Source organism: Streptomyces sp. JH34, assembly GCF_029428875.1.
Taxonomy (GTDB): domain Bacteria; phylum Actinomycetota; class Actinomycetes; order Streptomycetales; family Streptomycetaceae; genus Streptomyces.
The window spans coordinates 4,047,911-4,067,964 of the sequence record NZ_JAJSOO010000001.1 but is presented as its reverse complement, the minus strand read 5'-3'; the positions used below and the strand labels follow the sequence as shown (position 1 = coordinate 4,067,964).

The following is a 20,054-nucleotide window of genomic DNA, read 5'->3' as shown; positions in this document are numbered from 1 at the left end:
GTCGCCACACCTGACCGTTTCCACTCGCTCGATCGTGTGGAAACGTCTCCGGTGGGCAACCTTCCGGAACCTCAGGGGAGTCGACCGTCATGACGAGAGGAGGTGCCGCCAGTGATCGCAAACGTTTCGGCACACCGGCGGGCGAACGCCTTCGCCCAGGCCCTGGAGGAGCAGTCCCCCAAGGGTGCGGCGGCCGTGCAGCCCGAGGACCCGGCCGAACCGGCCGACCACGGACCGCTGTTGGCCCTGGCGAACGGCCTCGGCGAGCTACCGGAGCCGGAATTCGATCCCGAGGTCAAAGTGGTGCAGCGAGCCCAGCTCGTCGCGGCCATGGAGACCATGTTCGCCGAAGGTGGTGCGTCCACGGGCCCTACCGTGCCCGAACAACGGAGCAAGGGAGCCCACCGGGCGTCCCCGATCCGGAGGCTCCGTCCCCGCTCCCGCTGGGCGAAGGGCCTCACCGCGGGCGGGCTCACGGTCGGTGTGGCCGCGGGAGCGTTCGGCGGAGTGGCCGCTGCCAGTTCCGACGCCCTGCCGGGTGACTCCCTCTACCCGCTCAAGCGGGGCATGGAGGACATCAGCCGCGGCATGGCCAGCAACGACGCCGACCGGGGCGAGGCCTACCTCGACCAGGCGTCGACCCGTCTCAACGAAGCCCGCCGGCTGATGGAACGAGGCCGCTCGGGCTCGATGGACCACGAGTCGATCGGTGAGGTCAGACGCGCCCTCGACGGCATGACGCACGACGCCACCGAGGGCCACCGCCTGCTCCACACCGCGTACGAGCGCGACGGCGCCATCGGACCCATCCAGACGCTGGACTCCTTCTCCCGCTCGCACCGCGCGACCTGGAGCAGCCTCCGCGACCGGCTGCCCGTCCAGCTGACCGACATCAGCGACAAGGTCAGCTCCGTCTTCGAGGCCATGGACCAGGAAGTCGCCCCCCTGAAGTCCCTGCTGCCCCGCGCACCGGGTACGGAGAGGGGCACACCGCCCACCGGCTCCGCACCGGAGGACCGCGGTTCGTCCCCCGCGGACCGCGAGGCTCCCGAGTCCTCCGCGGCCCCGGACGACAGCGCGTCCACGAGCACCTCCCCGGAGCCCTCCGGCTCCGACAGCGACCCGGCCGAAGGGCTGCTCGACGGCGGCACGGACGGCCTCCTGGAAGACCTCCCGACGGACGGCACCACCCCGTCGTCACCGGGCGGCACATCCGGCACCACCCCCTCGCCGGACGTCACCCTGCCGCCGCTCCTCCCGGGCCTGCTGCCTGGACTGGGCATCGACAGCGAGGACGTCGAGCCGTAGGGGCCGACGCATGAGGGAGGGGCGGCCCGGACCGGGCCGCCCCTCCTCTCCATGTCGTCGGCCCCTACGGCTCGACACCTCGGGCCACGCCCCGGCGCGCTCTCAGAAGAAGACCGACCGGCGCTGCACCAGCAGCTTGTAGAGCGTGTGCTGGATCTGCTCCCGCACCTGGTCCGTCAGGTTGAACATCAGCATCGGGTCCTCCGCCGCCTCCGGCGGATACCCGTCCGTGGGAATCGGCTCCCCGAACTGGATCGTCCACTTCGTCGGCAGCGGCAGCGCGCCCAGCGGCCCCAGCCACGGGAACGTCGGCGTGATCGGGAAGTACGGCACACCCAGGACCCGCGCCAGCGTCTTGGAGTTGCCGATCATCGGGTAGATCTCCTCCGCCCCGACGATCGAGCACGGCACGATCGGCACCCCGGCCCGCAGCGCCGTCGAGACGAACCCGCCCCGCCCGAATCGCTGCAGCTTGTACCGCTCCCCGAACGGCTTCCCGATGCCCTTGAAGCCCTCCGGCATCACCCCGACGACCTCGCCGCCCTGCAGCAGCCGCTCCGCGTCCTCCGCGCACGCGAGGGTGTGCCCGGCCTTCCTCGCCAGCTCGTTGACCACGGGGAGCATGAAGACGAGGTCGGCCGCGAGGAGTCGCAGATGCCGCTCGGCCGGGTGGTTGTCGTGGACCGCGACCTGGAGCATCAGCCCGTCCAGCGGCAGTGTCCCGGAGTGGTTGGCCACGACGAGCGCCCCGCCGTCGGACGGGATGTTCTCGATGCCCTTCACCTCGACGCGGAAGTACTTGTCCGCGAGCGGACGCAGCATCGACATGAGGACCTGGTCGGTCAGCTCCTTGTCGTAGCCGAACTCGTCGACGTCGTAATCGCCCGTGAGCCGCCGCCGCAGGAAAGCGAGCCCGCCCGCGATCCGCCTGTCCCAGCCACTCACCGGACCCTCCTCGCCGCCCTGAGGGACGGCACCGGCGGCCTCGGCGGCCCCTTCCGGCACCTGACCGCCCGGCAGGGCGCTCACGGGCGCAGCACCGGCCGACGCCGGCGTGTGGGCCCGGCCGCCGCCCGGCAGCACGCCTCTGCGCCGCGCCGCGCCGGAACGCGACCGGTCGTCGTCGAAGGGAATGACCTTGGCGTCCGCCATCGTCGGTCGCGCTCCTCTACCTGGCGCCGTGAGTCGAATGTGTCGTACCGGCCTGTGCCCCGCCGAGCGGCAGCCCCGCGAGTCTCCCGACCGCTCTGCCCACCCGCTCGGGAGGCAGCAGCCCCGGTCCCCGGCTCCGCGCGAACTCCGCGAAGGTCTCGGCCGTGGTGAACCTCGGCCGGAACCCCAGCGTCTCGCGCATCTGCACCGTCGAGACGACCCTGCCGTGGGTGAGCAGCCGGATCTGTTCCGGCGAGAAGTCCGTCATGCCGATCGTACGGAGCGCCGTCCCCACCCAGGTGACGGCCGGCAGCAGCACCGGCACGGTCGGCCGTCCCAGCCGGCGCGAGCACTGCGACAGCAGCAGCACACCGTCGCCCGCGATGTTGAACGTGCCGCTGTTCAGGGTCCCGCGCCGGGGTTCACGGGCGGCGATCTCCAGCACGTCGACGACGTCGTCCTCGTGGACGAACTGCAGCCGGGGGTCGTACCCGAGGACAGTCGGCAGGACCGGCAGCGTCAGGTAGTCGGCGAGCGGCGAGTCCGGCTCGGGGCCCAGGATGTTCGCGAACCTCAGCACGCACACCGCCACGTCCGGCCTGCGGCGGGCGAACCCGCGGACGTACCCCTCGACCTCCACCGCGTCCTTGGCGAAGCCTCCGCTGGGAAGGGACTTGGGCGACGTCGTCTCGGTGAAGACCGCGGGGTCCCGGGGCGCGGAGCCGTACACGTTCGTACTGGACTTGACCACGAGGCGCTGGACCGCCGGGGACTTCTGGCAGGCGCCCAGCAGCTGCATCGTGCCGATGACGTTGGTCTCCTTGACCGTCGTCCGGCCTCCCGCACCGAGCGCCTTCGCCGAGACGTCCAGATGGACGACCGTGTCGACGGAATGCTCGGCGAGGACCCTGGCGATGGCCGACTGCCGGATGTCCGCCAGGACGAACTCCGCGTCGCCCAGCTGGTGCCCGGGCGTGACCGCGTCCAGGGCGATCACCCGGTCCACACCGGGATCTCGCTGGATGCGCCGCACGAAACGGCCTCCCAGCTGACGGGCCGCACCTGTGACGAGCACGATCTTCCCCAAGATCAGCGCCTTCCGTCGATCGTTCACCGAACGGGGTCTTCCCCTGGCCGTCACCGTAGTCGCTGGATGTTGCCCTGTGATGACCCCGGGCGGGCTTTACCGAACCGATGGCCCGAATACCACCGGATCCGCCGCACAACCGGAGCCCGGCACACGGCCCGGCAACGCACCGAGGCCCTCCCGCCAGGACGGCGGAAGGGCCTCGGACTCACGAACTGCGTTCGCCTACTTCTTGTTGCGACGCTGAACGCGCGTGCGCTTGAGCAGCTTGCGGTGCTTCTTCTTGGCCATCCGCTTACGCCGCTTCTTGATAACAGAGCCCACGACTACCCTCGCTCACTTCTTCTTCACTGGTGCGGGGCGTCTGGGCCCACACGACCTACGTCGGCCTAGCCTACCCGCCACCGGGTGAGGGACGTAATCCGAGGGCTGTCTCAGGCCGACTCCACCCCCACGAAGGACTCGCGAAGGTACTCGTGAACCGCTTGCTCCGGGACCCGGAAGGACCTTCCCACCCTGATCGCCGGCAGATGACCGTTGTGCACCAAGCGGTACACGGTCATCTTCGACACCCTCATGACCGAGGCGACTTCCGCCACGGTCAGAAACCTGACCTCGTTGAGAGGCCTCTCACTGTCAGCAGCCATGACCCACCTGTACCTTCCGCACGCGACGCGCACCGGCTTCCCCTCCGGTGACTCTTCGTCGTTGTGCGCTCACTCCCCAGATTAGGGGCGGGTGATGCGAGTGGGGAAGAGGTGAGCGAATCGACCGCCTACCGTGACAGACACGCTCTATTGAGCACATACCGAGCCAGCGGCCGGTAGTGGTCCGCCCGCACCCCGTCATCGAGCGGAACGGCGACGGACACCCGCCCCTCCGCCTCACCCACGAACAGCGCGGGATCGTCCGTATCCGCCAGCCCGATGGCCTCGATACCCAGCTGACCTGCACCGCAGACCCAGCCGTGGTCCCCGACCACCAGCTCCGGAAGCGGCCCCCCCGGCCTTCACGGCCTCCTCCAGCACCGCCCGCACCGGCAGCGGCGAATGCGTGTGTGCGCCGGTCGCACTGCCCGGAACCCGCACGCCCGGTTCGCGCACCAGCGCGACACCTCGTACGTAGTCGAGACGGTACGTACGTACGCCGAATCGGGTCGTCATGTCGACACATCGGCCCTGCGCCGGGGTGAGTACCCTGCAGCCGGCCGCCGACAAGGCGTCTGCCAGACCTGCGTAGAACCCGAGGAGCCGATGCGGATGCCCGGTGCCGAACAGCACCGGAACCCGTCTCTCCGCAGCCCTCGCGAGGCACCGGGCGAAAGCCTCCAGAGCGGCCAGGGTCCGCTCCGGATCGATCACGTCCAGGCCTGACACATGATCAGGGTCGTCCGACACCCCGCACTTGTCGGACATCAGCCGCAACAGGTCGCGCTCACTCCAGGCACGGTCCGGATCGAGTCCGAGCAGCACACGAGGATCCCTCGCCGCGAACAGCCGATAACTCCGCAGGCTGGTCTCCCGCGGCGTGGCCACGGGCCCCGCGAGCCGCGCCGCCAGCAGATGAGCGCGCAGCGCTCCGGTGCTCAACACCCTCCCGATGCTCCCGCACCCGGCGCGCCCCGGGGCCGGAACCCGGATACCGCCCCACCGTTGGCGTAAGCCCCGCCTCAGGCCAGCAGTCCCCGCAGCGGGAAGGCGGACCGCCGGGTCGCCAGCACCGCCTGGTCCAGCCGGTCCGCGGGGTCGTACCCGTCCTCCCACGGCTTCCACGACGGCGTACGTCCGTCGGTCATCCGGGCGGGTCCCAACTGACGTGTGCGGGCGTAGACCTCGGCCCGCCACGACTCCGGAACGACCGACTCGGGGTCCACCGGCGCATGGGCGGCGATCCCCACGAGATGCGTCCAGGAACGCGGCACCACGTCCACCACCGCGTAACCCCCTCCGCCCAGCGCCACCCAGCGCCCGTCCTCGGCGCAAGCATGAGCGAGCTCATGACATGCCGTCATGACGGAACGCTGGGCGTCCAGCGACACCGCGAGATGCGCCAGCGGGTCCTCGAAATGCGTATCGGCCCCGTGCTGGGTCACCAGCACCTGCGGCCGGAAGTCCTCCAACAGCTCCGGCACCACCGCGTGGAACGCCCGCAGCCACCCGGCGTCACCCGTACCCGCCGGCAGGGCCACGTTCACGGCCCCGCCCTCCCCCGCCCCGGCACCGGTCTCCTCCGGCCACCCGGTCTGCGGGAACAGCGTCCGCGGATGCTCGTGCAGCGACACGGTCAGCACCCGCGGGTCCTCCCAGAACGCCGCCTGCACCCCGTCCCCGTGGTGGACGTCCACATCGACGTACGCCACCCGCTCCGCACCGAGTTCCAGCAGCCGGGCGATGGCGAGAGCCGGGTCGTTGTACACGCAGAAACCGGAGGCCGCCCCGGGCATCGCATGGTGCAGCCCACCCGTGAAGTTCACCGCATGCCGGCTCTCACCCCGCCACACCGCCTCCGCGGCCCCCACGGAGAGCCCGGCGATGAGCGCGGACGCGTCGTGCATCCCCGCGAAGGCGGGATCGTCGACCGTCCCGAGCCCGTATGCCTGGTCGGCGGACCCCGGATCCACGGATGCGGACCGGACCGCCGTCACGTAGTCCTCACGGTGCACGAGCCGCAGAGTCGAGTCCCCGGCGGTCTTCGCCGACCGCACATCCACCGAGCCGTCCAGCCCGAACGCCCGCACCAGGCCCATCGTCAGGGCGAGTCTGACCGGATCCATGGGGTGACTGGACCCGAAGTCGTATCCCGTTACTGCCTCATCCCACATCAGCTGCGCGCGCCCGCTCATGCCCGCCACCGTATAGGGCGGGTTCCGCGCCGAACGACCGGGCGTACACGAGCGTCGCCAGGACAAGCACCATGGGCACGAGCATCGCGCCGCGGTAACTCCACGCGTCCCCCAGCGCCCCCACGAGCGGCGAGCCCACGAGGAAACCCACGTAGTTGAAGACGTTCAGCCGGGCCACCGCCACATCACTGGCCCCGGGGAAAATCCGCCCCGCGGCGGCGAAGGTCTGCGGCACGATCACACAGAGCCCCAGCCCCAGCAGCGTGAAGCCGAGCATCCCCCACCAGGCCCCGGGCGCCACAGCCACCACCCCGAAGCCCACAGCGGCCAGCACACTCCCGCCCCGCACCACCGCGACCGCCCCGAACCGGCGCACCCCCAGGTCACCGACCGCCCGCCCCAGCAGGGTCGTCACCATGTAGACGTTGTACGGAACCGTCGCCAGTTGCTCCGAACTGCCCAGGACGTCCTGCAGGTACTTCGCACTCCAGTTGGAGACCGTCGAGTCCCCTATGTACGCGAAGGCCATCACCAGGCAGAGCGGCAGAAGCAGCCTGAACGGCACGCCCGGACCCCGGTCCTGGCCGGCCGCCACCACCGCCCCGGCAGCCTTCCCCTCCGCGTACCAACGGCTCCCGACCAGAGCCGCGGGCAGCAGGACGACCACCGCCGGCAGATAGGACACGAGCAGCGACAGGTCCCAGTGCGCTCCCGCCCACGCCATCGACGCCCCGGCGATGCCTCCCAGGCTGAACGCGGCGTGGAAACCGAGCATGATGCTGCGCCCGTACGCCCGCTGGAGGCTGACGCCCATCATGTTCATCGAGGCGTCCAGCGCCCCGACCGCCAGCCCGAAGACGCCGAGCGCGACAGCCACCTGCCAGACCTCGGTGCCGGCGCCCACACCGAGCAGGGCCAGCATCACGACGGGCTGCGCCCACCTGAGCACGACCCCGGGCCTCACCCGCGCGACCACTTTCTCGCTGACCACACTGGCGACCCCCGCCAGGACAGGAACGGCGGCCAGGAAGACGGGCAGCAGTCCGTCGGATATCCCGTACCGGTCCTGGATGGCGGGGATGCGCGTCACGAGGAGCGCAAAGGTCACCCCTTGCACCAGGAAGCTCAGAGCGAGCGAGGCTCTGCCGTACCGCAACCGCGCATCCGTCATGGCCGCGAGCGTAGAGCCCGGATCTACCCCTGGGTAGACGGATCAGGCGAGGAGTTCGGGCAGCTGCCTCATGTCGGAGAAGTGCCCCGTGACCCCGCTGAGCCGGTCCGCCGGCATCATCGAGGTGAAGCCGTACACGTCCATCCCCGCGGCGCGGGCCGCCTCGACGCCCAGCGGGCTGTCCTCGATCACGACACACCGTTCGGGGGCGACACCCATCCGTTCGGCGGCGTGGAGGAACAGGTCCGGGGCCGGCTTGCCCTGCCCGACGTCCTCGGAGCTGAAGATCCACTCCTCCTCGAACCACTGGTCGAGGCCGGTGTTCCGGTGCCCCGCCGCGATCTTCTGGTGACTTCCGGACGAGGCCACGCAGTACGCGACACCGTCGGCGACGAGCGAGCCCAGCAGCTCGTCGACTCCCTCGACCGCGGCCAGCTGCTCCTGCTGGAACGCGGTGAGGGTGCGCCGGTGGAGCTCCTCGTCGAAGTCCTCGGGCAGTTTCTCGCCGGTCCGCTCCTCCACGAGGTCGTGGACCCGGTGGATGGCGGCCCCCATGAAGTCACGGAGGGACTCCTCGTACGAGGTGGGGTGGCCGAGCTCGGTGAGGTAGCCGGCCAGGACGGTGTTGGAGATCGGTTCACTGTCGACGAGCACGCCGTCGTTGTCGAAGATGACCAGTTCGTAGCGCATGGTCCGACCCTAGACGCTCAGAACGCAGAAAAGCCCCGTGCCACAAGGGCACGGGGCTTTCCCGGAATAATTGTTCGGCGGCGTCCTACTCTCCCACAGGGTCCCCCCTGCAGTACCATCGGCGCTGAAAGGCTTAGCTTCCGGGTTCGGAATGTAACCGGGCGTTTCCCTAACGCAATGACCACCGAAACACTATGAAATTAACCAACACCGGGCAAAAACACGGCCGTTCGTTATTTCAGAACTAACACAGTGGACGCGAGCAACTGAGGACAAGCCCTCGGCCTATTAGTACCAGTCAGCTCCACCCGTTACCGGGCTTCCACATCTGGCCTATCAACCCAGTCGTCTACTGGGAGCCTTAACCACTCAAGGTGGTGGGAATACTCATCTCGAAGCAGGCTTCCCGCTTAGATGCTTTCAGCGGTTATCCTTTCCGAACGTAGCCAACCAGCCATGCCCTTGGCAGGACAACTGGCACACCAGAGGTTCGTCCGTCCCGGTCCTCTCGTACTAGGGACAGCCCTTCTCAATATTCCTACGCGCACAGCGGATAGGGACCGAACTGTCTCACGACGTTCTAAACCCAGCTCGCGTACCGCTTTAATGGGCGAACAGCCCAACCCTTGGGACCGACTCCAGCCCCAGGATGCGACGAGCCGACATCGAGGTGCCAAACCATCCCGTCGATATGGACTCTTGGGGAAGATCAGCCTGTTATCCCCGGGGTACCTTTTATCCGTTGAGCGACAGCGCTTCCACAAGCCACTGCCGGATCACTAGTCCCGACTTTCGTCCCTGCTCGACCCGTCGGTCTCACAGTCAAGCTCCCTTGTGCACTTACACTCAACACCTGATTGCCAACCAGGCTGAGGGAACCTTTGGGCGCCTCCGTTACTCTTTAGGAGGCAACCGCCCCAGTTAAACTACCCATCAGACACTGTCCCTGATCCGGATCACGGACCCAGGTTAGACATCCAGCACGACCAGAGTGGTATTTCAACGGCGACTCCACAACCACTGGCGTGGCTGTTTCAAAGTCTCCCACCTATCCTACACAAGCCGAACCGAACACCAATATCAAACTATAGTAAAGGTCCCGGGGTCTTTCCGTCCTGCTGCGCGAAACGAGCATCTTTACTCGTAGTGCAATTTCACCGGGCCTATGGTTGAGACAGTCGAGAAGTCGTTACGCCATTCGTGCAGGTCGGAACTTACCCGACAAGGAATTTCGCTACCTTAGGATGGTTATAGTTACCACCGCCGTTTACTGGCGCTTAAGTTCTCAGCTTCGCCGACCCGAAAGTCAGCTAACCGGTCCCCTTAACGTTCCAGCACCGGGCAGGCGTCAGTCCGTATACATCGCCTTACGGCTTCGCACGGACCTGTGTTTTTAGTAAACAGTCGCTTCTCGCTGGTCTCTGCGGCCACCCCCAGCTCAGGAAGCAAGTTCCCTCACCAGTGATGGCCCCCCTTCTCCCGAAGTTACGGGGGCATTTTGCCGAGTTCCTTAACCATAGTTCACCCGAACGCCTCGGTATTCTCTACCTGACTACCTGAGTCGGTTTAGGGTACGGGCCGCCATGAAACTCGCTAGAGGCTTTTCTCGACAGCATAGGATCATCCACTTCACCACAATCGGCTCGGCATCAGGTCTCAGCCTTAATGTGTGACGGATTTGCCTACCACACGGCCTACACCCTTACCCCGGGACAACCACCGCCCGGGCTGGACTACCTTCCTGCGTCACCCCATCGCTTACCTAGTACAAGTCTGGTTCGTCGGCTCCACCACTACCCTCAACTCCGAAGAGATCGGGCCGGCTTCACGGACTTAGCATCGCCTGATTCAGTATTGGGCGTTTCAAAGCGGGTACCGGAATATCAACCGGTTGTCCATCGACTACGCCTGTCGGCCTCGCCTTAGGTCCCGACTTACCCTGGGCAGATCAGCTTGACCCAGGAACCCTTAGTCAATCGGCGCACACGTTTCTCACGTGTGTATCGCTACTCATGCCTGCATTCTCACTCGTGAACCGTCCACAACTCGCTTCCGCGGCTGCTTCACCCGGCACACGACGCTCCCCTACCCATCCACACAGGCGTTGGCCCTATATGTGTGAATGACACGACTTCGGCGGTACGCTTGAGCCCCGCTACATTGTCGGCGCGGAATCACTTGACCAGTGAGCTATTACGCACTCTTTCAAGGGTGGCTGCTTCTAAGCCAACCTCCTGGTTGTCTCTGCGACTCCACATCCTTTCCCACTTAGCGTACGCTTAGGGGCCTTAGTCGATGCTCTGGGCTGTTTCCCTCTCGACCATGGAGCTTATCCCCCACAGTCTCACTGCCGTGCTCTCACTTACCGGCATTCGGAGTTTGGCTAAGGTCAGTAACCCGGTAGGGCCCATCGCCTATCCAGTGCTCTACCTCCGGCAAGAAACACACGACGCTGCACCTAAATGCATTTCGGGGAGAACCAGCTATCACGGAGTTTGATTGGCCTTTCACCCCTAACCACAGGTCATCCCCCAGGTTTTCAACCCTGGTGGGTTCGGTCCTCCACGAAGTCTTACCTCCGCTTCAACCTGCCCATGGCTAGATCACTCCGCTTCGGGTCTAGAGCGTGCAACTCAATCGCCCTATTCGGACTCGCTTTCGCTACGGCTTCCCCACACGGGTTAACCTCGCTACACACCGCTAACTCGCAGGCTCATTCTTCAAAAGGCACGCAGTCACGACTGCATGTGCAAGCACATACAGCGACGCTCCCACGGCTTGTAGGCACACGGTTTCAGGTACTATTTCACTCCGCTCCCGCGGTACTTTTCACCATTCCCTCACGGTACTATCCGCTATCGGTCACCAGGGAATATTTAGGCTTAGCGGGTGGTCCCGCCAGATTCACACGGGATTTCTCGGGCCCCGTGCTACTTGGGTGTCTCTCAAACGAGCCGTTGATGTTTCAGCTACGGGGGTCTTACCCTCTACGCCGGACCTTTCGCATGTCCTTCGCCTACATCAACGGTTTCTGACTCGCCTCACAGCCGGCAGACTGTGAAAAAGAGATCCCACAACCCCGCATGCGCAACCCCTGCCGGGTATCACACGCATACGGTTTGGCCTGATCCAGTTTCGCTCGCCACTACTCCCGGAATCACGGTTGTTTTCTCTTCCTGAGGGTACTGAGATGTTTCACTTCCCCTCGTTCCCTCCACACTGCCTATGTGTTCAGCAGCGGGTGACAGCCCATGACGGCTGCCGGGTTTCCCCATTCGGAAACCCCCGGATCAAAGCTTGGTTGACAGCTCCCCGGGGACTATCGTGGCCTCCCACGTCCTTCATCGGTTCCTGGTGCCAAGGCATCCACCGTGCGCCCTTAAAAACTTGGCCACAGATGCTCGCGTCCACTGTGCAGTTCTCAAACAACGACCAGCCACCCATCACCCCACCCTTACAGGTGAGTGCACTGGGGCCGGCAACCGAAGGCGACCATAACCGGCCGTACCTTCAGATACCCAACAGCGTGCCCGACCCGACCGATCCCTCACCACGTTCCACGCCGAAGCAGTACTAGCAATGAGTTACCTGTCGTGCCGAATAGTCAACGTTCCACCCTTGAGCAACCACCGTCGAACATTTGCCGACGAAATGGCCTCTGGACTCCCCGAAGAGAATCTAGATGCTCCTTAGAAAGGAGGTGATCCAGCCGCACCTTCCGGTACGGCTACCTTGTTACGACTTCGTCCCAATCGCCAGTCCCACCTTCGACAGCTCCCTCCCACAAGGGGTTGGGCCACCGGCTTCGGGTGTTACCGACTTTCGTGACGTGACGGGCGGTGTGTACAAGGCCCGGGAACGTATTCACCGCAGCAATGCTGATCTGCGATTACTAGCAACTCCGACTTCATGGGGTCGAGTTGCAGACCCCAATCCGAACTGAGACCGGCTTTTTGAGATTCGCTCCGCCTCGCGGCATCGCAGCTCATTGTACCGGCCATTGTAGCACGTGTGCAGCCCAAGACATAAGGGGCATGATGACTTGACGTCGTCCCCACCTTCCTCCGAGTTGACCCCGGCAGTCTCCTGTGAGTCCCCATCACCCCGAAGGGCATGCTGGCAACACAGAACAAGGGTTGCGCTCGTTGCGGGACTTAACCCAACATCTCACGACACGAGCTGACGACAGCCATGCACCACCTGTATACCGACCACAAGGGGGGCACCATCTCTGATGCTTTCCGGTATATGTCAAGCCTTGGTAAGGTTCTTCGCGTTGCGTCGAATTAAGCCACATGCTCCGCTGCTTGTGCGGGCCCCCGTCAATTCCTTTGAGTTTTAGCCTTGCGGCCGTACTCCCCAGGCGGGGAACTTAATGCGTTAGCTGCGGCACCGACGACGTGGAATGTCGCCAACACCTAGTTCCCAACGTTTACGGCGTGGACTACCAGGGTATCTAATCCTGTTCGCTCCCCACGCTTTCGCTCCTCAGCGTCAGTAATGGCCCAGAGATCCGCCTTCGCCACCGGTGTTCCTCCTGATATCTGCGCATTTCACCGCTACACCAGGAATTCCGATCTCCCCTACCACACTCTAGCTAGCCCGTATCGAATGCAGACTCGGGGTTAAGCCCCGAGCTTTCACATCCGACGTGACAAGCCGCCTACGAGCTCTTTACGCCCAATAATTCCGGACAACGCTCGCACCCTACGTATTACCGCGGCTGCTGGCACGTAGTTAGCCGGTGCTTCTTCTGCAGGTACCGTCACTTGCGCTTCTTCCCTGCTGAAAGAGGTTTACAACCCGAAGGCCGTCATCCCTCACGCGGCGTCGCTGCATCAGGCTTTCGCCCATTGTGCAATATTCCCCACTGCTGCCTCCCGTAGGAGTCTGGGCCGTGTCTCAGTCCCAGTGTGGCCGGTCGCCCTCTCAGGCCGGCTACCCGTCGTCGCCTTGGTAGGCCATTACCCCACCAACAAGCTGATAGGCCGCGGGCTCATCCTTCACCGCCGGAGCTTTTAACCCCGCCCCATGAGGGACAGAGTGTTATCCGGTATTAGACCCCGTTTCCAGGGCTTGTCCCAGAGTGAAGGGCAGATTGCCCACGTGTTACTCACCCGTTCGCCACTAATCCACCCCGAAGGGCTTCATCGTTCGACTTGCATGTGTTAAGCACGCCGCCAGCGTTCGTCCTGAGCCAGGATCAAACTCTCCGTGAATGTTTTCCCGTAATCGGGATCACAACACGAGAGCGGAACAACCAGGTCGGAATATGACCGGTTGTTCACAGCGTCCTCGCTGTTGTTGCCTACCCGACCCGAAGATCGTGCAGGACTTTTCAAAGGAACCACCAACCTGCGTGATGCAGGCCGGGGTATCAACATATCTGGCGTTGACTTTTGGCACGCTGTTGAGTTCTCAAGGAACGGACGCTTCCTTCGGTCCCGTTTCACCGGGGCCCTCCGGGCGCTTCCCTTCGTTCTTGCGTTTCCGACTCTATCAGACTCTTTCGTGTCCGATTCCCGGCCGAAGCGGGTTACTGCTCGGCGGTTAATTTACCACCGTGCTTTCCAGTTCTTCGCTTTCGCGTTTCCCTTTCCGGCGAGTCCGACTCTATCAGATCCTTTCGGGCCTGATTCCCAGTCAGCGGGGTTCGTCTTCTCGACCCTTGGGCCGTTCCGACGAGTGAGACTTTAGCGGAATCCCCGGCCCCGACGCTAATCGGGTCACCTTCGAACGCTGATTCCTCATTTCGCACGTGCGCACGTAAAAACACACGACAGACGTCGTTCGTTTTCGTGGTCACTGCGGAATGGCTGTCCGGGGACCGACCGGGGTCGGCGCTCACGTCGGACAACTCGGAGCACACTACGGATCTGTGTCGGGCGTGTCAACCCCCCTCTGGCGTGCCCCTGTCGTGGAACGCCAGCCTGTAGTCGCGCGGGCTGGTGGCCAGGTGCGTCGCGAAGTGCTGGCGCATCGTGACCTCGCTGCCGAAGCCCGCCCGGCGGGCCACCTCGGGGACGGCCAGGTCGGTCCTCTCCAGCAGCTTCTGGGCTGCGGCGATGCGTTGGGTGATCAGCCATCGCATCGGCGTCGTACCGGTGGTGGCCTGGAAACGGCGGGCGAAGGTCCGGGGGGCCATGCCGGCCCGGGCGGCGAGGCCGGCCACCGTGTGGGGTTCCGCCAGACGGGTCAGCGCGTGGGCCCGTGCTTCCGCCAGGGCGTCCGCGTCACGGTCGGCGCGCGGTGTGGGGTGCTCGATGAACTGCGCCTGGGTCCCGGTGCGGAACGGTGCCGTGACCATCGAACGCGCGATCGTCGCCGCCGCCTCCGCCCCATGGGTCGTCCGCACCAGGTGCAGGCAGAGGTCGATGCCGGCCGCGGTACCGGCCGAGGTCCAGATGTTGTCCTCGTGGAGGAAGAGGGCGTCCCGTATCACGGTGACCCGTGGATGCCGCTCCTTGAGCAGTTCGGTGAGGTTCCAGTGGGTGACGGCCCTGCGGCCGTCCAGGAGTCCGGCCTGGGCGAGGGTGAATGCACCGCCGCAGAGCGCGGCAAGGGGCGTGCCGCGGGTATGCGCGGCACGCAGCGCGTCGAGCACCGGTTCGGGGGCGGGCGTCAGGTGGTCGTCGAGCCCGGGAACCACGATCAGGTCCGCGCGGTCGAGCCAGGCAAGTGTCCGGTCCGGTGTGAGGGACAGACCGCCCCGGAGCTGGAGGGGGCCCGGTTCGCCCGCCACCCGTCGCAGTTCGAAGGGGGGCACGCCGCGGTCGGTGCGGTCCACTCCCCAGACCTCCGTGATGACCGAGACGTCGAAGGCGCGGACGCCGGGGAACGCCACCAGGGCCACACGGGCGGGGCGGGGCTCGGTAGGCACGGTCATGGTGGCAGTAAAGCATCGGGCGATGACTTTTCCGCGTCTGGGAACGGGGCCCCGACGGGAGGAGGGTGGTGGGCATGGAGATCGCGGAGAACGCAGCGCTGGTGGTCGTCGATGTGCAGCAGGGGTTCGAGGAGGAGGCGTACTGGGGGCCGCGTGACAATCCGGAGGCCGACGGGAACATCGCGGAACTGATCGACGCCTGGCAGACGAGCGGCCGGCCCGTCGTCTTCGTGCGGCACGACTCGCGCAAGCCGGATTCGCCCCTGAGGGAGGGGTACGCGGGGAACGCGTTCAAGGGCTACGTCGAGGAGCGCAGGGGGAAGGGGACCGGGCCGGAGCTGTTCCTGACGAAGACGGTGAACTCCGCCTTCTACGGCACTCCCGATCTGGACGCCTGGCTGCGGGAGGCCGGGGTGCGGCAGATCGTGGTGGCGGGGATCCAGACCAATATGTGCGCGGAGACGACGGCCCGCATGGGCGGCAATCTCGGCTACGAGGTGTTCTTCGCGCTCGACGCGACGTACACATTCGACGCGGTCGGCCCGTGGGGCTGGAAGCTGAGTGCTCGGGAGCTGTCGCGCGCCACCGCCGTGACCCTGCACGGCGGTGGGTTCGCGCGGGTGGTGCGCAGCGAGGAGCTGGTGGCCGCGGCGCGGTAGCCGGTCAGCCGTTGCCGGTGGCCAGCTCGCGGCTGCGGTCGCGGGCGGCTTCGAGGGCCGCGATGAGGGCGGCCCTCACTCCGTGGTTCTCCAGCTCCCGGATGGCGCTGATGGTCGTGCCGGCGGGGCTGGTGACGGCCTCGCGGAGCTTGACCGGGTGTTCGCCGCTGTCCCGCAGCATCACCGCGGCCCCGATGGCGGCCTGCACGATCAGGTCGTGGGCCTGGGCGCGGGGCAGGCCGAGCAGGATGCCCGCGTCGGTCATCGCCTCGACGAGGAAGTAGAAGTACGCGGGTCCGGAGCCGGAGAGCGCGGTGGCCGCGTCCTGCTGGGACTCGGGGACCCGGAGCGTCTTTCCGACGCCGCCGAAGATCGACTCCGCGTGGTCGAGGTGCGCGGCGGTGGCGTGGCTGCCCGCGGAGATGACGGACATGCCCTCGTCCACCAGGACGGGGGTGTTCGGCATGACGCGTACGACCGGGGTGCCGGCGGGCAGGTTGTCCTCGATGAAGGCGGTGGTGATGCCGGCGGCGGCACTGATGACGAGGCGGTCGGCGGTGACGTGGGGGGCGAGCTCGTCGAGGAGCCTGCCCATGTCCTGGGGCTTGACCGCGAGGATGAGGATGTCGGCGCTTTTGGCGGCCTCGGCGTTGGTGACGGCCTCGACGCCGTAGCGGGTGCGGAGCTTCTCGGCGCGCTCGGCGCGGCGGGTGGTCACCAGCAGGTCGCTCGCCCGCCAGCCGGCCCTGATCATGCCGCTGAGCAGGGCCTCGCCGATCTTTCCTGTACCGAGGACTGCGACTGTCTGGGTCATGCGGTTCATCCTCCGGGGGCGGTGCGCGGTAGGTGGTCCGCCATCCTCGCACCGTGCCGTCAGCTGGTGCGGCGGCGGAGGGTGGCCGCCCCCAGGCAGAGGACGAGCAGCGCGCAGCCGGCGACGATCAGGACGTCGCGGTAGAAGTCGGCGGTGGCGTCGGTGTGGGTGAGGACCTGGTTCATCCCGTCGACGGCGTAGGACATCGGCAGGACGTCGGAGATGGTCTCGAGTACGGGGTGCATCCGGTCGCGCGGTGTGAACAGTCCGCACAGCAGCAGCTGCGGGAAGATCACTGCGGGCATGAACTGGACCGCCTGGAACTCCGAGGCGGCGAAGGCCGAGACGAACAGGCCGAGCGCCGTGCCGAGGAGAGCGTCGAGCAGGGCGACCAGGAGCAGCAGCCAGGGGGACCCGACGACGTCGAGTCCGAGGACCCAGACGGACATCGCGGTGGCCAGGAGGGACTGGGCGACCGCGACGGCGCCGAAGGCCAGCGCGTATCCGGCGATCAGGTCGCCCTTTCCGAGGGGCAGGGCGAGGAGGCGCTCCAGGGTGCCGGAGGTCCGTTCACGGAGGGTGGCGATCGAGGTCACCAGGAACATCGTGATCAGCGGGAAGATGCCGAGCAGCGAGGCGCCGATGGCGTCGAAGGTGCCGGGGCCGGCGTCGAAGACGTAGCGCAGGAGCGTGATCATCAGGACCGGGACGACGAGCAGCAGCGCGACGGTGCGGGGATCGTGGCGGAGCTGGCGCAGGACGCGTCCGGCGGTGGCGAGGGCCCGGGCCGGGGAGAGCGCGGGGGTGTCGGTGCTCATCGGGTCGTCTCCTGGCGAGGGGTGGCTCGGTCCGTGGTGGCCCGGTGTCCGGTCGTCCCGTCCGCGGCGGCCTCGTCGACGAGGCGGAGAAAGGCCTCCTCCACGGTGGCGGAGCCGGTACGGGTGCGGAGCGCGTCGGGGGTGTCGTCGGCGAGGAGGGTGCCCTCGCGCATGAGCAGCAGTCGGTGGCAGCGTTCGGCCTCGTCCATGACGTGGGAGGAGACGAGGATCGTGGTGCCCCGGTCGGCGGCGAGGGAGTGGAAGAGGTCCCACAGGTCGCGGCGCAGCACGGGGTCGAGGCCGACGGTCGGCTCGTCGAGGACCAGGAGTTCGGGGGTGCCGAGCAGGGCCACTGCGAGGGAGACGCGGCTGAGCTGCCCTCCGGAGAGGTTGCCGGCGAGGGCGTCGGCGTGGCGGGTCAGGTCGACGTCGCCGATCGCCCGCGTGACGGCCTCCTCCCGGGCTTCACGGTGGCCGCGCCCCGGTCGCAGGACCGCCGCGAAGTAGTCGAGGTTCTGCCGCACGGTGAGGTCCGTGTAGACGGACGGTGCCTGGGTGACGTAGCCGACGCGTGCTCTCAGGGAGGGGTGGCCCGCGGGGCGGCCGAGGACGTCGAGCGTTCCCGAGACCTTGGCCTGGGTTCCGACGACGGCACGCATGAGCGTGGACTTCCCGCAGCCGGACGGTCCGAGGAGGCCGGTGATCCGGCCCGGCTCGACGGTGAAGCCGAGGCCGTCCAGGACGGCGCGGTCTCCTCGTACGACGGTGAGGGCGCGCGCCTCGACGGCCCCCGCGTGCTCAGCCCGCGGAGAATTCATCATGTGATGAATATGGGCCGTGCCGGAGGGCCGCGTCAAGGGAGGTGGCGCGCCCGACCCGGGTGGTCAGCTGATCAGCAGGGCGAGCTCGGCCACGTAACGCTCCTCGACCATGTCGTCGGGGAACACGGCGGCCAGATGTCGGCGTTCCTCGCCCAGGAACCGGCGGGTGGACTCCGCACCCGGCCCGCCGCGCACCAGGAAGGCGGAGTGGCTGGAGAGGTTGGCGAGGTGGGTGTCGACCGGCACGGTCCGGGACCACGTCAGCAGCCGCTGCGCGAACTCACCGCCGGACAGCCGCGGGAGGTTGCGCGAGCCGGTGACGCCCGGGGTGCCGTGCGCGCTCTCCTCCGCGCCGAAGTGGCGCCGCAGGCGGGCGTCCTGGTCGGCGATCCAGGGGACGGAGTGGTCGGCGACGTTCCACCAGAGCGCCAGCGCACCGCCCGGACGCAGGACGCGGAGGGCCTCGGGGAGCGCCAGGGCCGGGTCGGTCCAGTGCCAGGACTGCGCGTAGGTGATCAGATCGGCCGAGCCGGTGGCCAGGGGGAGGCGGTTGCCGTCGCCCCGGACGACGGGCACCGACGGCAGTGTCCGGTGCAGCTCGTCCGCCATGCCGGGGCCCGGTTCCACGGCGGTGACACGGGAACCGCGGTCGTGCAGCAACCGCGTGGCGATGCCCGTTCCGGCACCGACGTCGACCACGCGGGCACCGTTCAGTGGGCGGGCGGCCAGCTCCTCGACGGTGTCGAGGAGCGCGGGCGGGTAGCCGGGGCGGGCCGCCGCGTACAGGGCGGCGGAGGCGTCGAAGGAGAGGGCGCGGGGCGCGGATGCGGACATCGGTTCATCGTGCCCGCGTCCTGCCGGGCGCGAGCCGTGTTCGCGCCCCCGCTCTACCCGCGCCCGGAGCGCTTCGCCTTGCCGCCCTTGCGGGCAGCGGGGTTGCCGGTCCGGGACGAGCGGCGCTTCACGTACCGGGCGAGCGCGGTCTCGTACTCCTCGCGCCGCAGTCCCTCGCCCGGTGCCTCCCGCAGCGAGCGGATGAAGTAGGCGAGGAGCGAGCCGATGAAGCCGATCGACTTGAGGCCGCGCAGCCTGTCCTCGTGGGCCGGGTCGGCGGGGCGGCGGGTGAAGCCCTCCCAGGTCTTGCGGAAGGCGATCGCGCTGCACACCGCGAACATCAGCACGACCAGCATGCCGACCAGGCCGCCGACCTCGGCGATCTCCAGTCCCTGGTAGGCGAAGCGCAGCACGAAGCACGCGGCGACCGCGGCGACGAGCGAGCCGACGGTGGCACCCACGCGCCGCAGCCCGTACCCGCCGTCGTGGTCGACCCAGGTCGTACCGAAGAAACGGAGGGCTTCGGGCTGCGGCCCCGGCGTGGAGCCGCCCGTGGGTGCGGCCGGGGACGTCGTTCCGGAGGCTTCGCTCTTCTCGCTCACGGAACCGATTATCCCCACACGCGCGGCGGCTCCGTCAGTCGCAGCGCGTAGCGACGTAGCCGTCACTGCCCGTCTTGACGTAGGCGTCCGACACGAACTGCCCGTTGGCGATGTTGTCCCAGAGGTTCGACGTGCCGTACGGGCCGGACACCCACTCCCCCGGCTTCTGGCAGTACACCGGAACGCTCATCCCGTACGGCAGGGTCCTGACGATCCCGTACTGCGTGCCGGGCCCCCTGCGGACGTTGACCCGGTAGCCGGGCGCGATCGGGTAGACGAAGGCGTCCGCGGCGAGCGTCGTCGCCTCCGCCGTGCCGACCGCCTCGGTGTCCGTCGTGGCTGTGCCGGCGCTGTTCTCTTCAACACCCAT

Annotated in this window: 16 protein-coding genes, 3 rRNA genes and 1 pseudogene; 2 read left to right on the top strand and 18 right to left on the bottom strand. The window is 67.0% G+C overall.

The window, feature by feature from the left end; all coding sequences use genetic code 11:
* Positions 1–111 precede the first annotated feature (111 nt).
* Complete coding sequence (locus LWJ43_RS18120) at positions 112–1,308, top strand: DUF5667 domain-containing protein (RefSeq protein ID WP_277333273.1); 1,197 nt, start codon at positions 112–114, stop codon at positions 1,306–1,308.
* Positions 1,309–1,410: 102 nt separating this feature from the next.
* Here the strand turns inward: LWJ43_RS18120 and LWJ43_RS18115 are convergent, their stop codons facing one another.
* The 12 genes and pseudogenes from LWJ43_RS18115 to LWJ43_RS18060 all read right to left on the bottom strand — a co-directional run bounded on the left by LWJ43_RS18115 (position 1,411) and on the right by LWJ43_RS18060 (position 15,136).
* Positions 1,411–2,460, bottom strand: coding sequence for a lysophospholipid acyltransferase family protein (locus LWJ43_RS18115; RefSeq protein ID WP_277333272.1), 1,050 nt, complete (start codon positions 2,458–2,460; stop codon positions 1,411–1,413).
* Between the two features lie 16 nt (positions 2,461–2,476).
* Positions 2,477–3,547: an NAD-dependent epimerase/dehydratase family protein gene (locus LWJ43_RS18110; protein ID WP_277335922.1), complete on the bottom strand. Its 1,071-nt coding sequence runs from the start codon at positions 3,545–3,547 to the stop codon at positions 2,477–2,479.
* A gap of 225 nt (positions 3,548–3,772) precedes the next feature.
* Complete coding sequence (locus LWJ43_RS18105) at positions 3,773–3,871, bottom strand: 30S ribosomal protein bS22 (protein WP_003948845.1); 99 nt, start codon at positions 3,869–3,871, stop codon at positions 3,773–3,775.
* A 110-nt stretch (positions 3,872–3,981) separates the two neighbouring features.
* Positions 3,982–4,194: a helix-turn-helix domain-containing protein gene (locus tag LWJ43_RS18100; protein ID WP_277333271.1), complete on the bottom strand. Its 213-nt coding sequence runs from the start codon at positions 4,192–4,194 to the stop codon at positions 3,982–3,984.
* A 128-nt stretch (positions 4,195–4,322) separates the two neighbouring features.
* Positions 4,323–5,139: pseudogene (locus LWJ43_RS18095) on the bottom strand (phosphatase).
* A gap of 77 nt (positions 5,140–5,216) precedes the next feature.
* The gene (locus LWJ43_RS18090) at positions 5,217–6,389 is read right to left on the bottom strand and encodes an acetoin utilization protein AcuC (RefSeq protein ID WP_277333270.1); all 1,173 of its coding nucleotides are present in this window, start codon (positions 6,387–6,389) and stop codon (positions 5,217–5,219) included.
* Positions 6,358–7,560, bottom strand: a complete 1,203-nt coding sequence (locus LWJ43_RS18085; protein WP_277333269.1) for an MFS transporter — start codon at positions 7,558–7,560, stop codon at positions 6,358–6,360. Before LWJ43_RS18085 ends, LWJ43_RS18090 begins: the two co-directional genes overlap by 32 nt.
* Positions 7,561–7,602: 42 nt before the next feature.
* Positions 7,603–8,250, bottom strand: a complete 648-nt coding sequence (locus LWJ43_RS18080) for an HAD family hydrolase (RefSeq protein WP_277333268.1) — start codon at positions 8,248–8,250, stop codon at positions 7,603–7,605.
* A gap of 72 nt (positions 8,251–8,322) precedes the next feature.
* Positions 8,323–8,439, bottom strand: a 5S ribosomal RNA gene (gene rrf / locus LWJ43_RS18075).
* Positions 8,440–8,518: 79 nt separating this feature from the next.
* Positions 8,519–11,643 (bottom strand): 23S ribosomal RNA (locus LWJ43_RS18070).
* A gap of 300 nt (positions 11,644–11,943) precedes the next feature.
* Positions 11,944–13,469, bottom strand: a 16S ribosomal RNA gene (locus tag LWJ43_RS18065).
* Together the 16S, 23S and 5S rRNA genes form the textbook arrangement of a ribosomal RNA operon.
* Before the next feature lie 671 nt (positions 13,470–14,140).
* On the bottom strand, positions 14,141–15,136 hold the full coding sequence (locus LWJ43_RS18060; RefSeq protein ID WP_277333267.1) for a GlxA family transcriptional regulator: 996 nt from the start codon (positions 15,134–15,136) through the stop codon (positions 14,141–14,143).
* 74 nt (positions 15,137–15,210) lie between these two features.
* Between LWJ43_RS18060 and LWJ43_RS18055 the strand changes: the two genes are divergently transcribed.
* Complete coding sequence (locus LWJ43_RS18055; RefSeq protein ID WP_277333266.1) at positions 15,211–15,795, top strand: cysteine hydrolase family protein; 585 nt, start codon at positions 15,211–15,213, stop codon at positions 15,793–15,795.
* Between the two features lie 4 nt (positions 15,796–15,799).
* On the opposite strand, the gene proC is transcribed toward LWJ43_RS18055, so the two are convergent.
* The 6 genes from proC to LWJ43_RS18025 form a co-directional block, all read right to left on the bottom strand.
* Entirely contained in the window at positions 15,800–16,609 is an 810-nt protein-coding gene (gene proC / locus LWJ43_RS18050; protein WP_277333265.1) for a pyrroline-5-carboxylate reductase, read from the bottom strand.
* A gap of 59 nt (positions 16,610–16,668) precedes the next feature.
* The gene (locus LWJ43_RS18045) at positions 16,669–17,427 is read right to left on the bottom strand and encodes an ABC transporter permease (RefSeq protein WP_277333264.1); all 759 of its coding nucleotides are present in this window, start codon (positions 17,425–17,427) and stop codon (positions 16,669–16,671) included.
* Positions 17,424–18,248 (bottom strand): ABC transporter ATP-binding protein, encoded by an 825-nt coding sequence (locus LWJ43_RS18040; protein WP_277333263.1) that lies wholly within the window; start codon positions 18,246–18,248, stop codon positions 17,424–17,426. Before LWJ43_RS18040 ends, LWJ43_RS18045 begins: the two co-directional genes overlap by 4 nt.
* A 63-nt stretch (positions 18,249–18,311) precedes the next feature.
* On the bottom strand, positions 18,312–19,082 hold the full coding sequence (locus LWJ43_RS18035; protein WP_277333262.1) for a class I SAM-dependent methyltransferase: 771 nt from the start codon (positions 19,080–19,082) through the stop codon (positions 18,312–18,314).
* A 53-nt stretch (positions 19,083–19,135) separates the two neighbouring features.
* On the bottom strand, positions 19,136–19,684 hold the full coding sequence (locus LWJ43_RS18030; protein WP_277333261.1) for a hypothetical protein: 549 nt from the start codon (positions 19,682–19,684) through the stop codon (positions 19,136–19,138).
* A 34-nt stretch (positions 19,685–19,718) separates the two neighbouring features.
* Complete coding sequence (locus tag LWJ43_RS18025) at positions 19,719–20,054, bottom strand: SH3 domain-containing protein (RefSeq protein ID WP_277333260.1); 336 nt, start codon at positions 20,052–20,054, stop codon at positions 19,719–19,721.

Excerpts from the sequence above, each read along its gene's own strand:
- LWJ43_RS18090 (WP_277333270.1), bottom strand. The coding sequence starts at position 6,389 with ATGAGCGGGCGCGCGCAGCTGATGTGGGATGAGGCAGTAACGGGATAC.
- LWJ43_RS18080 (WP_277333268.1), bottom strand. The coding sequence starts at position 8,250 with ATGCGCTACGAACTGGTCATCTTCGACAACGACGGCGTGCTCGTCGAC.
- LWJ43_RS18025 (WP_277333260.1), bottom strand. The coding sequence starts at position 20,054 with ATGGGTGTTGAAGAGAACAGCGCCGGCACAGCCACGACGGACACCGAG.
- LWJ43_RS18040 (WP_277333263.1), bottom strand. The coding sequence starts at position 18,248 with ATGATGAATTCTCCGCGGGCTGAGCACGCGGGGGCCGTCGAGGCGCGC.
- LWJ43_RS18055 (WP_277333266.1), top strand. The coding sequence starts at position 15,211 with ATGGAGATCGCGGAGAACGCAGCGCTGGTGGTCGTCGATGTGCAGCAG.
- proC (WP_277333265.1), bottom strand. The coding sequence starts at position 16,609 with ATGACCCAGACAGTCGCAGTCCTCGGTACAGGAAAGATCGGCGAGGCC.
- LWJ43_RS18035 (WP_277333262.1), bottom strand. The coding sequence starts at position 19,082 with ATGTCCGCATCCGCGCCCCGCGCCCTCTCCTTCGACGCCTCCGCCGCC.
- LWJ43_RS18085 (WP_277333269.1), bottom strand. The coding sequence starts at position 7,560 with ATGACGGATGCGCGGTTGCGGTACGGCAGAGCCTCGCTCGCTCTGAGC.
- LWJ43_RS18100 (WP_277333271.1), bottom strand. The coding sequence starts at position 4,194 with ATGGCTGCTGACAGTGAGAGGCCTCTCAACGAGGTCAGGTTTCTGACC.
- LWJ43_RS18115 (WP_277333272.1), bottom strand. The coding sequence starts at position 2,460 with ATGGCGGACGCCAAGGTCATTCCCTTCGACGACGACCGGTCGCGTTCC.
- LWJ43_RS18045 (WP_277333264.1), bottom strand. The coding sequence starts at position 17,427 with ATGAGCACCGACACCCCCGCGCTCTCCCCGGCCCGGGCCCTCGCCACC.
- LWJ43_RS18060 (WP_277333267.1), bottom strand. The coding sequence starts at position 15,136 with ATGACCGTGCCTACCGAGCCCCGCCCCGCCCGTGTGGCCCTGGTGGCG.